Genomic DNA, 13765 nt, shown 5'->3' with positions numbered 1-13765 from the left:
GGGATCACCACCGCAGTGCGCGATCACGACCTTCCGGCGCGCGAGCGCCGTAACCGCGGCAGGCGCCGCTTCGACGACGACGAACAGCTCTTCCTGAAGCGGGGCCGGGCCGCCGGTCCCGCCCCCGCCGACCCGGACGCCGAGCCGGACCCCGAGACGGGGGACAGCTGGTCCTCCTGGGACGACGCCGTGCAGGGCCCGCAGCCCCACCCGGACTGGCTGGTCACCGAACTGGCCGCCAGGGACACGGAGCTGGGGGTGCTCAAGACCGGCAAGGAGGCGGACGTGCACCTGGTCCGCCGGGCGGTCCCCGGCACCGACCGGTCCTGCCTGCTGGCGGTCAAGCGGTACCGCGACCCCCAGCACCGGCTCTTCCACCGCGACGCCGGCTACCTGGAGGGACGCCGGGTCCGCCGGTCCCGGGAGAACCGCGCGATGGCCGGGCGTACCGCCTTCGGCCGGCAGATGATCGCCGGGCAGTGGGCGGCGGCCGAGTTCGCCGCGCTGGCCCGGCTCTGGGAGGTCGGCATCCGCTACGGGACGATCTCCGTGCCCTACCCGGTGCAGGTACGCGGCACCGAGCTGATGCTGGAGTTCCTCGGCGACCACGACGAGGGGCTGGCGGCGCCCCGGCTGGCCCAACTGCGGCCGGCGGCGGGGGAGCTGCGCGAGCTGTGGGGGCAGCTCGTCGACGCCCTGGTGGTGCTCGCCCGCGCCGGCCTCGCGCACGGCGACCTGTCGCCGTACAACCTGCTGGTGCACGCGGGGCGGCTGGTGCTGATCGACCTGCCGCAGGTGGTCGACGTGGTCGCCAACCCGCAGGGGCCGGAGTTCCTGGCCCGCGACGTCCGGGTGGTCGCCACCTGGTTCGCGGCCCGCGGCCTGCCCGCGGCGGACGCCGATCCGGCCGAGCTGACCGCGCTGCTGCTGCGGGAGGCGGGCATCCGCTGACCGCGACGTCCCGGGCGGCCGCAACTGGCCGCCCGGGGCACGGTTCACTGGAGGTAGCGCTCGACCGCCGGCTTGGGGCGCGTCCCCTGGGCGTCCGGGTCGCCGTGGGTCTGCCGGGCGGCCCGCCGTCGGCGCAGCAGGTCCCAGCACTGGTCGAGCGACTCCTCCAGCTCGCGCAGCTGGGTGCGGGCGTCGTCGTCCGTGCCCGACTCGCCGGCCTGCGCCTCGCCGCGCAACCGGTGCTCCTCGTCGACCAGCTCGGAGATCCGGTTCAGGATGGTCTTGTCGTCCATGCTCCTGAGCCTGGCACAGGCCGCGCGGGGCGCGCCCGGATTCGCCGCCGCACGCCCCCGTCGCGCCCGCGGCTGCGGTAGGTTGCCCAGCCATGGTCCCCACCCTCCGGGCCGCCGGCCCCTCGGACGCGGCACCGGTCGTCGACCTGCTCCGCGCCGTCCGTCCGCACCTGGTGGTCACGCCGGAGCTGCTCGCCTGGCAGGCGACCGGCAAGCCGGCCGAGCGCTTCGGGATGCTCGTCGCCGAGGCGGGCGACGGAATCGCCGGCGTCGCCCGTACGGGGTTGCTGCACGAGAGCGCGGAGCCGGGGCTCGGCTTCGTCAACCTGGCCGTGCGCCCCGCGGGGCGGGGGCGGGGCGTCGGGTCGGCGCTGCTCGCCGCCGCCGAGGAGCGGCTCGCCGGGCTCGGTGTGCGCCGGTCGTACGCGCGGGTCGACGACGAGCCGGCGGCGCGCGCCTTCGCCGAGCGGCACGGCTACCGGCCCGGCCGACGCAGCGTGATCCTGGGCCTGGACCTGACGACGGCGGTGCTGCCGCCCGCGCCCGTCCCGCCGGCCGGGGTGCGGCTGGGCACGGCCGCGGAGCTGACCGACCCGCGCCCGCTGTACGAGGCGGACCTGGCCGCCGCCGCGGACGAGCCGGGCGACGTCGGGATGGACGAGATCAGTTTCGGCGACTGGCGGGCCGCGTACTGGGACCGGCCGGACCTGGACCGGGCGCTCAGCACGGTGGCGACGGTCGACGGCGTGGTGGTGGCGTTCACGGTTGCGCTGACCGACGGGCGGGACCGCTACCTGTCGGGGATGACGGGCACCCGGGGCGGGTGGCGGGGCCGGGGTCTCGCCCGGCTGGTCAAGCACGCGTCGCTGCGGGCGGCCCGGTCGGCGGGCCTTCGGTGGGTGTCCACGGTCAACGACGCCGGCAACGACGCGATGCGGACGGTCAACACCTGGTTCGGTTACCGGCCGGTAGCCGCCGAGTGGCGCTACCTGCGGGAGTTGTCCCGTCACTGATCGTCCATTGTCGACAGTGGGACATTTCGCAGCACAAACACTGGAACTGTCGTCCCCAATGGTGAGATGCTCTCGGCTCAGGTGGTGGAAGTTCCAGGTGGAGCCCCCCGTGGGCCGCTGCCGACGCGACGAGGAGACCCGGTACGCATGCCCAGCCCGCACGACGGCCACCGCGTCCCCCTCCCCGCGAACCCGCGCACCGTCCCGATGCGACGGGCACTGCCCGCCCTGATCCGGGATCCGTTCGGTGCCCTGGTCGGCTTCGCTGAGGAATCCGGCGGGGAGGTCGTCCGACTCAACCTCGGATCGTTCCGCCCGTACCTGGTCAGCCACCCCGAACACCTGCAGTACGTGCTGCGCGACCGCGCGGGCAACTACATCCGCGACGGTGAGGGGCTGCTGTGGCGGCCGGTCCGCCGGGTCGTCGGGGAGGCCATCCTCGTCGCCGAGGGCGAGGTGTGGGAGTCCAGCCGTGGCGCCCTGCAACCACTGTTCACCGCGAAGCGGGCCGAGACCATGGTGGACCGGATGGCCGAGGCCATCAGCGAGTCCGTCGACGAGTGGGACGAGCCGGCCCGGCAGGGACGGCCGATCGACATCGCCACCGAGCTGACCCGGATCGTCCTGCGCACCACCATGCGGGTGCTCTTCGCCGACCGGATCTCCGTCGCGGAGGCCGAGCGGATCAGCGCCGCGCTGGACACCGTCACCACCTCGATGATCCCCCGCCTGCTGGTGCCCTTCGTGCCCTACTCGGTGCCCATGCCCGGCGACCGCGCGTTCCGGTCGGCCGTCCGGACCATCGACGAGGTGGTGCTGCCGATCATCCGCGCGGCGCGGGCCCGGCCCGGTGACGGCGACGACATCATCTCCACCCTCTGCCGGCCCCGGCCGGACGGCAGCGAGCCGGACGAGTACCAGATCCGCGGCGACGTCGTGGCCATGTTCTCCACCGCCACCGAGACCACCATCGCGCTGCTGTCCTGGCTCTGGCCGGTGCTGGAGACCCGACCCGAGGTCGCCGCGCGGCTCTACGCCGAGGTGGACCGGGTGGTGGGCGGCGACCGGGTCCGGCGGGAGCACCTCGCCGAACTGCGGTACGGGCGCATGGTGCTGGACGAGATGCTGCGGCTCTATCCCGCCGGTTGGATGGTCCCCCGCACGGCGGTCACCGACGACGTGCTCGGCGGGGTGCGGATCAAGGCGGGTGCGACGGTGCTGATCAGCCCGTACGTGACCCAACGGATGGCGACGTTCTGGGCCGACCCGGAGCGGTTCGACCCCGAACGCTTCTCGCCGGAGCGGCCCCGTCGCCGCTACCGCTACTCCTACTATCCCTTCGGCGGCGGCCCACACCAGTGCCTCGGGCAGTACCTGTTCCTGCTGGAGGCACAGCTCATCGTGAGCACGGTGCTGAGCCGCTTCCGGTTCCGGCCGACCGCGCCGGCCGACCTGACCCCCCGGATAGGTGCCTCGCTGTCGCCCCGGCAACGGCTACGGGTGACCCTGTCGCCGGTGCAGCGGCCGGTCGCCCGGTGAGCGCGACGGACGCGCGGTCGCGGGCCGGCCTGGTCGACGTGGCCGAGCAGGGCAGGATCTGCGCCCTGGCCACGCGGGGCGTACGTGACCTGCAGGAGGTCGTCGCCGCGCACCCCGGACTCTTCTCCGCCACCCCGTTCGACCCCGCGATGCTCAGTTCCGTCGCCACCGCCATCGCCTTCACCGCTCCCTGGCACAGTGCCGACGAGCTGCGGATCACCACCCGTACGCTGCTCTGGGTCTTCGCCGCCGACTGGCAGGTCGACCATCTCGCGGCGTCCGCCGAGGACGTGCGCGCGGTGGTGGCGGAGTGCCTGGCGGTGGCCGACGGCGCCGCTCCGCCGGCGGGGCGGCACCTGGCCCGGCTGCTGGCCGACATCCGGGACGAGCTGGCGAGGGTGCCGGCGTTCGGCGGGCTCCGGCCGGTGTGGCGCGACGAGCTGGCGCGGATGTTGGCCGCGGTGGCCCGGGAGTGGGACTGGAAGAACGCGGCGGCTGCCCCGGGCGGGTCCCTGCCCACCCTCGATCGCTACCTCGACAACGCCGACAACCTGGCCTGCTCCTTCGTCAACGTCACGCACTGGCTCGCCACCGGTGACGGGAACTGCCTGCGGCACCTGGACGAGCTGCTGACGGTGGGTCGCGAGGTGCAACGGGTGCTGCGCCTGGTCAACGACCTGGCCACCCACGAGCGGGACGTGGAGTGGGGCGACCTCAACGCGCTCATGCTGGTCGCGGACCCGGCTCTCGTGCGTGCGCGGTTGACCGGGCTCACCCAGCGCTGCCACGGGCTGCTCGACCTGCTGGCCGGGCGCGATCCCCGGCAGGCCGACTACATGCGCCGGCAGATCTCCTTCACCGCCGGCTTCTACCAGGTCTCGGACTTCTGGGGGACGCGATGAGCCACGGCGGATCCCGGGCGGCCACGGCAGCCGCGCCGCACACCGGCGGTGCTGCCGCCGACTGCGGGAGCCTGGCTCGGGACCTGGTCGACGCGATGGCGCTGCGACCGTGGGGAGACGTCGCCTTCTCCGTCTACGAGACCGGCCGGCTGGTCGCCGTCGCGCCCCTGCTCGCCGGGCACACCGAACGGATCGCGTTCCTCGTTCGGACCCAGCGCGCCGACGGCGCGTGGGGACCCCCGGAGGGCTACGCGCTGGTGCCGACGTTGAGCGCCACGGACGCGCTGCTGGCGGTGCTGGCCGACGAGGGCCTTCCCCCCGGAGCCCGCCCGGCCTCGGCCGCCGCTGCCTCGCGCGGACTGCGCGCCCTGTCCACCCTGCTCGCGGGCGGCTCCGCGGTGCCGGACACGCCTGCCGCCGACCTCATCGTGCCGGCCCTGGTGGAGTCGATCAACGCACGGACGTCCGGGCCGGGTGCCGCCCTGCCGGCCCGGCACCCGCTGCGCCTGCCCGCCGGCACGGACCGCCGACGGTTGACCGCGGTCCGGGCGGCACACGCCGCTGGTACCGGGCTACACCCGAAGCTGGCGCACTTCGGTGAGTTGTTCGACGGGCCGGCCCAGCGGTGGCTGCGGCCGCGCGCCGCCGGGCCGGGCACCGTCGGGGCCTCGCCGGCGGCGACCGCCGCGTGGTTGGCCACCGCCGGTCCGGACGCCGACGGGCGAGCGGCCCGCGCCTTCCTGGACCGGCTGGTCAGCGCGGGGGGCGGGCCGGTGCCCTGCCCGACGCCGATCACGGTCTTCGAGCGCGCCTGGGTCCTGAGCTGGTTGTCCCGGGCCGGCATCGAGGTGCGACCACCGGAGGCTGTCCTCGCGGGCCTCGCCGACGCGGTCGGCTCCGCCGGTGCCGCCACCGGAGCGGGACTTCCTCCCGACGCGGACACCACCGCGGTGAGCCTGTACGCGCTCGGGCGCCTGGGTCGTCCGCTCGACCCGGCGAGCCTGTGGGCGTACGAGACGGCGGAGGGTTTCTGCACCTGGCCGGGGGAGGACGGCTTCTCGGTCACCACCAACGCGCACGTGCTCGACGCCCTCGCGCAGCACGCGCTGCGTGACCCGGGTGCCGGTTCCCGACACCGCACCGCCATCGACCGGTTGGCCCGGGTGCTCAGGGAGCGGCAGGAGGCCGACGGCAGTTGGCGCGACCGGTGGCACGCCTCGCCGTACTACGCCACCGCCTGCTGTGTGCTCGCCCTGACCGAGTCCACGTGGGACGACGTCAGCCTGGGCGCCGTCGGTCGGGCGGTGCGCTGGGTGCTGGCCAACCAACGCGACGACGGGTCATGGGGCCGGTGGGAGGGCACCGCGGAGGAGACCGCGTACGCCCTGCAGATCCTGCTGGCCGTCGCGGCGCAGGAGCCGGCGGTGGTCGTCGCCGCGCTTCGGGGACGCACCTACCTTGAGGCGAACGCAGGTCGACACGAGCATCCACCACTGTGGTACGGCAAGGAGCTCTACTGCCCCACCACGATCGTCCGGTCGGCGGTGCTCGCCGCCTCGCACCTCGCGCACAGCCGACTCGAACACCGGCGCAACGGCCGCATGTCATGACGGGACGGCAGAAATCAGCAACTTGAGGGTGCCATGTGGACACTGCTAGCGTACCCACTGCCTCTGTCCCGAACGGCCACCCGGCGGGACACCCGCATCTTCACGATCTGCCGTTGATGACCTGAGTCAACGCCGGCCTGGGACGGTTCAATGCGTTCTCGCGGTACGAGTATCCGCACGAAGGTTATCGCTCTCCTGCTCTCCCTCGTCGCGCTCTGGATGTTCGCGGCCTGGGTGACCCTGCGGGACGGCTTCAACCTGCTCGGCGTCCAGGTGCTCAATGCCAAGATCTACGCCCCCAGTGAGCCGCTGCTGCGGGAACTCCAGCTCGAACGGCGACTGACCCAGGCCTACCTCAGCGACCCGGGGCCGCAGCAGCGGGCGGCGCTGGAGGCCGAGCACCGCAAGACGGCGGAGCTGACGAAGACCTTCAGCACGTCCATCCGGCACTGGCAGGTGGACGTCGCGGGCAACGAGACCCTGGACACGCGGCTCGACGAGTCGGTGGCGCAGTTGCAGGCGCTGGGCCGGGTCCGCAGCGAGGTGCTCGACCGGGGCATCGACCGGCTCTCGGCGGCGGACGCCTACACCCGCGCCATCGGGTCGATCTTCCAGGTCTACGAGATCACCGGCAGCCTGGACGACAAGGAACTGGCCGCGGACGCGGCGGGCCTCATCCAGCTCAACCGGATGAGGGAGCTGATCTCCCAACAGGACGCCCTGCTCAGCGGCCTCTTCGGCAGCGGCCGGATGAGTGGGCCGGAGTACGCCCGATACACCCAGCTCGTCGGCGCCGAGCGCTTCCTCGGCGACGAGACCAGGCCGAAGCTCTCCGGCGCCGACCAGCGGCGCTACCAGCAGCTCGTCGAGAGCGAGCCGTTCAAGCGCCTGCGCGCGGTTCAGGACGGCATCATCCGCGACGGCCGGCCGGCGACGCAGCTACCGGTGAGCCGGGAGGCCTGGCGGGACACGGTCGACCAGGCGCTCACCGAGGTCAACAAGACGGTGGTGGAGGGCGGGGAGGCCATCGTGAGCCGGGCGACCGCCGTGGCCGCGATGGTCGTCGTGCGCCTCGTGCTGGCCACCGGCCTGGGCCTGCTGGCGGTCATCGGCTCGATCGTCGTCTCCGTCACGACGACCCGCGCGTTGCTGCGGCAACTGGAGCGGCTGCGCGAGGCCGCCTTCCGGCTCGCCAACGAGCGCCTGCCCGGTGTGGTCGAGCGGCTCGGCCACGGCGAGGAGGTCGACGTCGCCAAGGAGGCGCCGCCGCTGGAGTTCGGCGACGACGAGATCGGCCAGGTGGGCCAGGCGTTCAACGCCGTGCAGGAGACCGCCATCCGCACCGCCGTCGAGCAGGCCGAGCTGCGCCGCAACGTACGCGAGGTCTTCCTCAGCCTGGCCCGGCGCACCCAGGCGCTGGTGCACCGCCAGCTCACCCTGCTCGACGCGATGGAGCGCCGCGAGCACGACGCCGAGGAGCTGGAGGACCTGTTCCGGGTCGACCACCTGGCCACCCGGATGCGGCGCAACGCGGAGAACCTCATCGTGCTCTCCGGCTCCACCCCGGGCCGCGCCTGGCGGCGTAACGTGCCCATGGTCGACGTCGTCCGTGGCGCGGTCGCCGAGGTCGAGGACTACACCCGCGTCAACGTGCTGCCGCTCGGTGCCGTCTCGCTCACCGGCCGCGCGGTCGGTGACGTCATCCACCTGCTCGCCGAGCTGATCGAGAACGGCCTGTCGTTCTCGCCGCCGCACACCTCGGTCGAGGTGCGCGGGCAGATGGTCGCCAACGGCTTCGCCATCGAGGTCGAGGACCGCGGCCTGGGCATGAGCGAGGAGGACCTGGCCGCCGCGAACCACCGGATCGTCGACCAGTCCGAGTTGAACCTGGCCAACGCCTCCCGCCTCGGGCTCTACGTGGTCAGCCGGCTGACCGAGCGGCACGGCGTGCGGGTGCAGCTCAGGGAGTCCGCGTACGGCGGCACCACGGCCGTCGTGCTGATCCCGGCCGAGCTGGTCACCGCCGACGACGAGGACCCGAGCACCTCCGGCGGGTTCCCGGCCGGCCTGACCGCCGCCGCCCCGGCGTCCGGTACGCCCGCCCCGGCGCCGCCCGCCGTCGAGCCGCCGTTCGCCAACGCGCCGGTGGCGCTCGTGGCGCCGCCGCTCGCGCCCCGCACGCGGCCGGCCCCGAACGCCGACGCGCCCGCCGAGGGCGACGGCGACGAGGGCGTCCTGCCGACCCGGTCGCGCGGCCGGAGCCTGCCGACAGCCGCCCCGGCCCGCGACGCGGGGCTGCCCGTCCGGCCCCGTGGCGGTTCCGAGCAGTACGCCCTCGACGGCCCGACCTTCCCGACCGGCCTGCCGGTGGCCGCCGCTCGACCCGCGCCGGCCGAGGTGCCCGACGCGACCGGGACGCCGGACGCACCCGAGACGGACACCGAAACCACCGCGACCGGCGGCCCGGCGCCGACGGCCCGCCAGGTGACGGCGCGTACCGACTCGGGGCTGCCCGTCCGGGTCCGCCAGGCCAGCATCGTGCCGGAGCTTCGCGACGATCCGGCCGCCGCCGGGGACGACGAGGGCGACGACGACGCGACGCGCCCGCCGGAGCAGGTACGCCGGATGATGAGCTCCTACCAGACCGGCACCCGGCGCGGCCGTACGGACGCCGCCCGGCTGCTCGGCGGGGCGGGCGACAGTCGAACCGAGACCGGCGGGGAACCCGACGCCGGCGACGACCTGCAAGCGACCTGACCGGCGCCGCCACGGTGCGGGGGATCCCCGTGACGTGACCATCAGCCGAGACGAGCACGGCGACAACTGCCGGGGGAGAAGAGGACGACGAGTGGCGCAGAAGACGGCTTCGAGTGCCGACCTGACGTGGTTGCTGGATGATCTGGTCGGCCGGGTGAAGCAGGCCGACCACGCTGTCGCGCTCTCGACGGACGGCCTGTTGATGGCCGCCTCGCGAGGGCTCGGCCGGGACGACGCCGAGCATCTGGCGGCCATGGCGGCCGGCATCCAGAGCCTGGCCCGGGGCGCGGGCAAGCGCTTCGGCGGAGGCCAGGTGCAGCAGACCATCATCGAGATGCAGTCGTCGTTCCTGTTCGTCACAGCGGCCGGGCGCAACGCCTGCCTCGCCGTCCTCGCCAGCGAGGACGCCGACGTCGGCCTGATCGCCTACGAGATGGCAATGCTGGTCACCCGTGTCGGCAAGTACGTGGCGTCGCCGTCGCGGACCGGCGAGCAGCAGACCGGCGAGAAGTAGCCGCGATGACGGTGCAGGGGGAGTCCTCGGAGCACCAGTGGGTCGACGACCATGCCGGCCCGGTCGTGCGCCCGTACGCGATGACGCGTGGCCGGGCCCGGCCGGTCACCGGCACGTTCGACCTGATCTCCCTGGTGACGGCGACCCGCTCGGACGTGACCCCGGAGGTCGGGCTGGGCCCGGAGCACCTGGCGATCGTCGGGCTCTGCCAGCGGATCCAGTCCGTCGCCGAGATCGCCGCCCACCTGGACCTACCGGTGGGCACCATCCGGGTCCTGCTCGGTGACCTGGCGGCCCGCAGCCTGGTGCAGGTGCGCGAGCCGCACACCACTGCCGGCCTTCCCGACAACAGCGTTTTCGAGGCGGTAATCAATGGACTACGGGCACTCTGAGCGGCCGGCGGGAGCGACGCCACTGCCCACCGCGATCAAGATCCTCGTCGCGGGCGGCTTCGGCGTCGGCAAGACCACCATGGTCGGTGCGGTCAGCGAGACGCGCCCGTTGCGTACGGAGGAGGTGTTGACCGAGTCCGGCGTCGGCATCGACGATCTCTCCGGGGTGGAGAGCAAGACGACCACCACGGTGGCGATGGACTTCGGCCGCATCACCATCAGCGACGACCTGGTGCTCTACCTCTTCGGCACCCCGGGCCAGGACCGGTTCTGGTTCGTCTGGGACGAACTGGCGCTCGGCGCGCTCGGCGCGGTGGTGCTGGCCGACACCCGGCGGCTGGCCGACTGCTTCCCCTCGATCGACTACTTCGAGGGCCGGGGCACGCCGTTCGTGGTGGCGGTCAACTGCTTCGAGGGAGCCCGGCAGTACCGGCTCGACGAGGTGCAGGCGGCGCTCAACCTCGACCCGGGGGTGCCGGTGCTGCTCTGCGACGCCCGGCAGCGTGAGTCCAGCAAGGAGGTGCTCATCACGCTGATGGAGCACGCCATGAAGACCCGCGAGGCCCGCCGCCGCGCAGCCGCCGCCGAGTAACCGGGCCCACCACGGCGCCCACTGCAGGGAGCCACGACGGGCCTGCTCCGCGCGGTGCCGGCACCGGCCGCGTCCGGTCTGCTCCGTGCGGCACCGGCCGCGTCCGGTCTGCGCGAAGGGAAGGGCCCCCTGCCGACGCCGTGCGTCGACAGGGGGCCCGCTCGCCTCGGTGCGTCAGCTGGCGATCATGCGACGCAGCACGTACTGCAGGATGCCGCCGTGACGGTAGTAGTCCGCCTCGCCCGGGGTGTCGATCCGGACCACCGCGTCGAACTCGACGCCGGTGTCGGTGCCGACCCGGACCGTACGCGGGGTCTCGCCGTCGTTCAGCGCGGTGACCCCGGCGATGGAGAACGTCTCCGTGCCGGTGAGCCCGAGCGACTCGGCGGTCTCGCCGGCCGGGAACTGCAACGGGAGCACGCCCATGCCGATCAGGTTCGAGCGGTGGATCCGCTCGTACGACTCGGCGATGACCGCCCGGACGCCCAGCAGCATGGTGCCCTTGGCGGCCCAGTCCCGCGACGAGCCGGAACCGTACTCCTTGCCGGCCAGCACGACCAGCGGGATGCCCGCCTCCTGGTAGGCCACCGAGGCGTCGTAGATCGAGGACTGCTCGCCGGTCAGGTGGTTGACCGTGAAGCCGCCCTCGGGGAGCGCAGCTCCCGCATCGGAACCGGCGCCCGGGACCCGCAGCTGGTTGCGCAGCCGGATGTTGGCGAAGGTGCCCCGGATCATCACCTCGTGGTTGCCCCGGCGGGAGCCGTACGAGTTGAACTCGTGGCGCGGCACGCCGTGCTCGGCGAGGTACGTCCCGGCGGGCGAGTCGGCCTTGATGGAGCCGGCCGGCGAGATGTGGTCGGTGGTCACCGAGTCGCCCAGCTTGGCCAGCACCCGGGCGCCGGTGATGTCGACGACCGCCTTCGGTTCCCGCTGCATGCCCTCGAAGTACGGGGGCTTGCGGACGTAGGTGGAATCGTCCGCCCAGGCGAACGTGTCGCCGGTCGGGGTGGGCAGCGACTGCCAGCGCTCGTCACCGGCGAAGACGTCGGAGTACGCCGCGCTGAAGCCGGTGGCGCCGATCGCCGAGGCGATGACGTCCTGGATCTCGGCGCTGTCGGGCCAGATGTCCCGCAGGAACACCGGGTTGCCCTCGCCGTCCTCGCCGATCGGCTCGTTGGCCAGGTCGATGTCCATCGTGCCGGCCAGCGCGTACGCGACCACCAGCGGCGGGGACGCCAGGTAGTTCATCTTGACGTCCGGGTTGATCCGGCCCTCGAAGTTGCGGTTGCCGGAGAGCACGGAGACGACGGCCAGGTCGCCCTCGTTGACCGCGGCGGAGACCTCCTCCGGCAGCGGGCCGGAGTTGCCGATGCAGGTGGTGCAGCCGTAGCCGACCAGGTGGAAGCCGAGCTTCTCCAGGTAGGGCGTGAGGCCGGCCCGCTCGTAGTAGTCCATGACGACCTTGGAGCCCGGGGCCAGGGTGGTCTTCACCCACGGCTTGCGGGTCAGGCCCTTGTCGACGGCGTTGCGGGCCAGCAGGGCCGCGCCGATCATCACCTGCGGGTTGGAGGTGTTGGTGCAGGAGGTGATCGCGGCGATCACCACGGCACCGTGGTCCAGTTCGTACTCGACGCCGTCGGTGCCGGTGACCCGGGTCGGGTTGCTGGCCCGCCCGCCGGAGCCGACCGCCGCCGTCTCCAGGTCGCGCGGCGCGTCGGCCGGGTCGCTGACCCCGTTGGCCGGGGAGTCGCTCGCCGGGAAGGACTCGGCGCTGGCCTCGTCGGCGTGGCCCTGCACGCCGAACGGCTTCTCCTGCTGCGGCACGCCCGACCTGCGGCCACGGTCGCCGCCGGTCTCGTCGGCGGCCACGTAGTCGGTCAGCGCCGAACGGAACAGCGTCTTGGCGTTGCCCAGCGGCACCCGGTCCTGCGGGCGCTTCGGGCCGGCCAGGGACGGCTCGATGGTGCCAAGGTCCAGCTCCAGGCGCTCCGAGTACGCCGGCTCGGCGGCCGGGTCGTGCCAGAGGCCCTGCTCCTTGGCGTACGCCTCGACGAGCGCGACCTGGGCGGCGTCCCGGCCGGTCAGCTCCAGGTAGCGGACGGTCTCGGCGTCGATCGGGAAGATCGCGACGGTGGAGCCGTACTCCGGGGACATGTTGCCGATGGTGGCGCGGTTGGCCAGCGGCACGGCGCTCACGCCGGGGCCGTAGAACTCGACGAACTTGCCGACCACCCCGTGCTTGCGCAGCATCTCGGTGATGGTGAGCACCAGGTCGGTGGCGGTGGTGCCGGCCGGCATCTCGCCGGAGAGCTTGAAGCCCACCACGCGCGGGATCAGCATGCTGACCGGCTGGCCGAGCATCGCGGCCTCGGCCTCGATACCGCCGACACCCCAGCCGAGCACGCCCAGGCCGTTGACCATCGTGGTGTGCGAGTCGGTGCCGACCACGGTGTCCGGGTACGCCTGGCCGTTGCGCTCCATGACCGTACGGGCCAGGTACTCGATGTTGACCTGGTGCACGATGCCGGTGCCCGGCGGGACGACCTTGAACTCGTTGAACGCGGTCTGGCCCCAGCGCAGGAACTGGTAGCGCTCCTTGTTGCGCTCGTACTCCAGCTCGACGTTGCGCTCGAAGGCGTCCTCGCGACCGAACAGGTCGGCGATGACGGAGTGGTCGATGACCAGCTCGGCCGGGGCGAGCGGGTTCACCTTGGTGGCGTCGCCGCCCAGCTCGCGGACGGCCTCGCGCATGGTGGCCAGGTCGACCACGCAGGGCACGCCGGTGAAGTCCTGCATGAGCACCCGCGCCGGGGTGAACTGGATCTCCACGCTCGGGTCGGCGTCGGGGTCCCATCCGCCGAGCTGCCGGATGTGGTCGGCGGTGATGTTCGCGCCGTCCTCGGTCCGCAGCAGGTTCTCCAGGAGGATCTTCAGGCTGTAGGGGAGCCGTTCGTGGCCCTCCACCTTGTTGATCTTGAAAATCTCGTAGCTCGCGTCTCCGACGCGTAGCTGGGTCTTCGCACCGAAGGTGTCGAGGCTCGCCACGTCGTACTCCTTCACACCAGCGACCGTGAGTAGTCCTGAGCAGTCTGTCGCACCGGTCGGGGTGTCGCCGTGGTTAGGCGACACTTACCGCCGATTCTCCGTCGTCAACAAAACCGTACGTCCGTCTTGCTAACTTCGCAACCTCGTGCCATCGTTC

Annotated in this window: 11 protein-coding genes; 9 read left to right on the top strand and 2 right to left on the bottom strand. The window is 72.9% G+C overall.

Features of this window, described 5'->3' with window-relative positions:
* Window positions 1-15: 15 nt before the first annotated feature.
* Window positions 16-951 carry a serine protein kinase RIO gene (locus tag KBX06_RS09630; protein WP_210834025.1) on the top strand — a complete coding sequence of 312 codons (936 nt, stop codon included), beginning with the start codon at window positions 16-18 and terminating at the stop codon, window positions 949-951.
* A gap of 44 nt (window positions 952-995) precedes the next feature.
* On the opposite strand, the gene KBX06_RS09625 is transcribed toward KBX06_RS09630, so the two are convergent.
* Entirely contained in the window at window positions 996-1244 is a 249-nt protein-coding gene (locus KBX06_RS09625; RefSeq protein WP_210834023.1) for a DUF2630 family protein, read from the bottom strand.
* A gap of 92 nt (window positions 1245-1336) precedes the next feature.
* Here KBX06_RS09625 and KBX06_RS09620 point away from each other — a divergent pair, with 92 nt between their 5' ends.
* The 8 genes from KBX06_RS09620 (at window position 1337) to KBX06_RS09585 (ending at window position 10563) form a co-directional block, all read left to right on the top strand.
* On the top strand, window positions 1337-2257 hold the full coding sequence (locus KBX06_RS09620; protein ID WP_210834021.1) for a GNAT family N-acetyltransferase: 921 nt from the start codon (window positions 1337-1339) through the stop codon (window positions 2255-2257).
* A gap of 147 nt (window positions 2258-2404) precedes the next feature.
* Window positions 2405-3796 (top strand): cytochrome P450, encoded by a 1392-nt coding sequence (locus KBX06_RS09615; RefSeq protein ID WP_210834019.1) that lies wholly within the window; start codon window positions 2405-2407, stop codon window positions 3794-3796.
* Entirely contained in the window at window positions 3793-4698 is a 906-nt protein-coding gene (locus KBX06_RS09610) for a terpene synthase family protein (protein ID WP_210834011.1), read from the top strand. Before KBX06_RS09615 ends, KBX06_RS09610 begins: the two co-directional genes overlap by 4 nt.
* A complete protein-coding gene (locus KBX06_RS09605; RefSeq protein WP_210834009.1) occupies window positions 4695-6308 on the top strand; it encodes a prenyltransferase/squalene oxidase repeat-containing protein in 1614 nt (537 codons plus the stop codon). The genes KBX06_RS09610 and KBX06_RS09605 overlap by 4 nt, the downstream gene beginning before the upstream one ends.
* A 150-nt stretch (window positions 6309-6458) precedes the next feature.
* Window positions 6459-9065: a nitrate- and nitrite sensing domain-containing protein gene (locus KBX06_RS09600; protein WP_210834007.1), complete on the top strand. Its 2607-nt coding sequence runs from the start codon at window positions 6459-6461 to the stop codon at window positions 9063-9065.
* Between the two features lie 91 nt (window positions 9066-9156).
* Complete coding sequence (locus KBX06_RS09595; RefSeq protein WP_091629996.1) at window positions 9157-9579, top strand: roadblock/LC7 domain-containing protein; 423 nt, start codon at window positions 9157-9159, stop codon at window positions 9577-9579.
* 5 nt (window positions 9580-9584) lie between these two features.
* Complete coding sequence (locus tag KBX06_RS09590) at window positions 9585-9971, top strand: DUF742 domain-containing protein (RefSeq protein WP_210834000.1); 387 nt, start codon at window positions 9585-9587, stop codon at window positions 9969-9971.
* Window positions 9952-10563, top strand: coding sequence for an ATP/GTP-binding protein (locus tag KBX06_RS09585; RefSeq protein WP_121400720.1), 612 nt, complete (start codon window positions 9952-9954; stop codon window positions 10561-10563). Before KBX06_RS09590 ends, KBX06_RS09585 begins: the two co-directional genes overlap by 20 nt.
* Before the next feature lie 174 nt (window positions 10564-10737).
* Here KBX06_RS09585 and KBX06_RS09580 read toward each other — a convergent pair whose 3' ends face one another.
* Window positions 10738-13623, bottom strand: coding sequence for an aconitate hydratase (locus tag KBX06_RS09580; protein WP_210833998.1), 2886 nt, complete (start codon window positions 13621-13623; stop codon window positions 10738-10740).
* Between the last annotated feature and the right edge of the window lie 142 nt (window positions 13624-13765).

It is taken from the genome of Micromonospora sp. C31, assembly GCF_018070575.1.
Classification (GTDB): Bacteria; Actinomycetota; Actinomycetes; order Mycobacteriales; family Micromonosporaceae; genus Micromonospora.
This window is presented reverse-complemented; position numbering and strand designations above follow the sequence as displayed.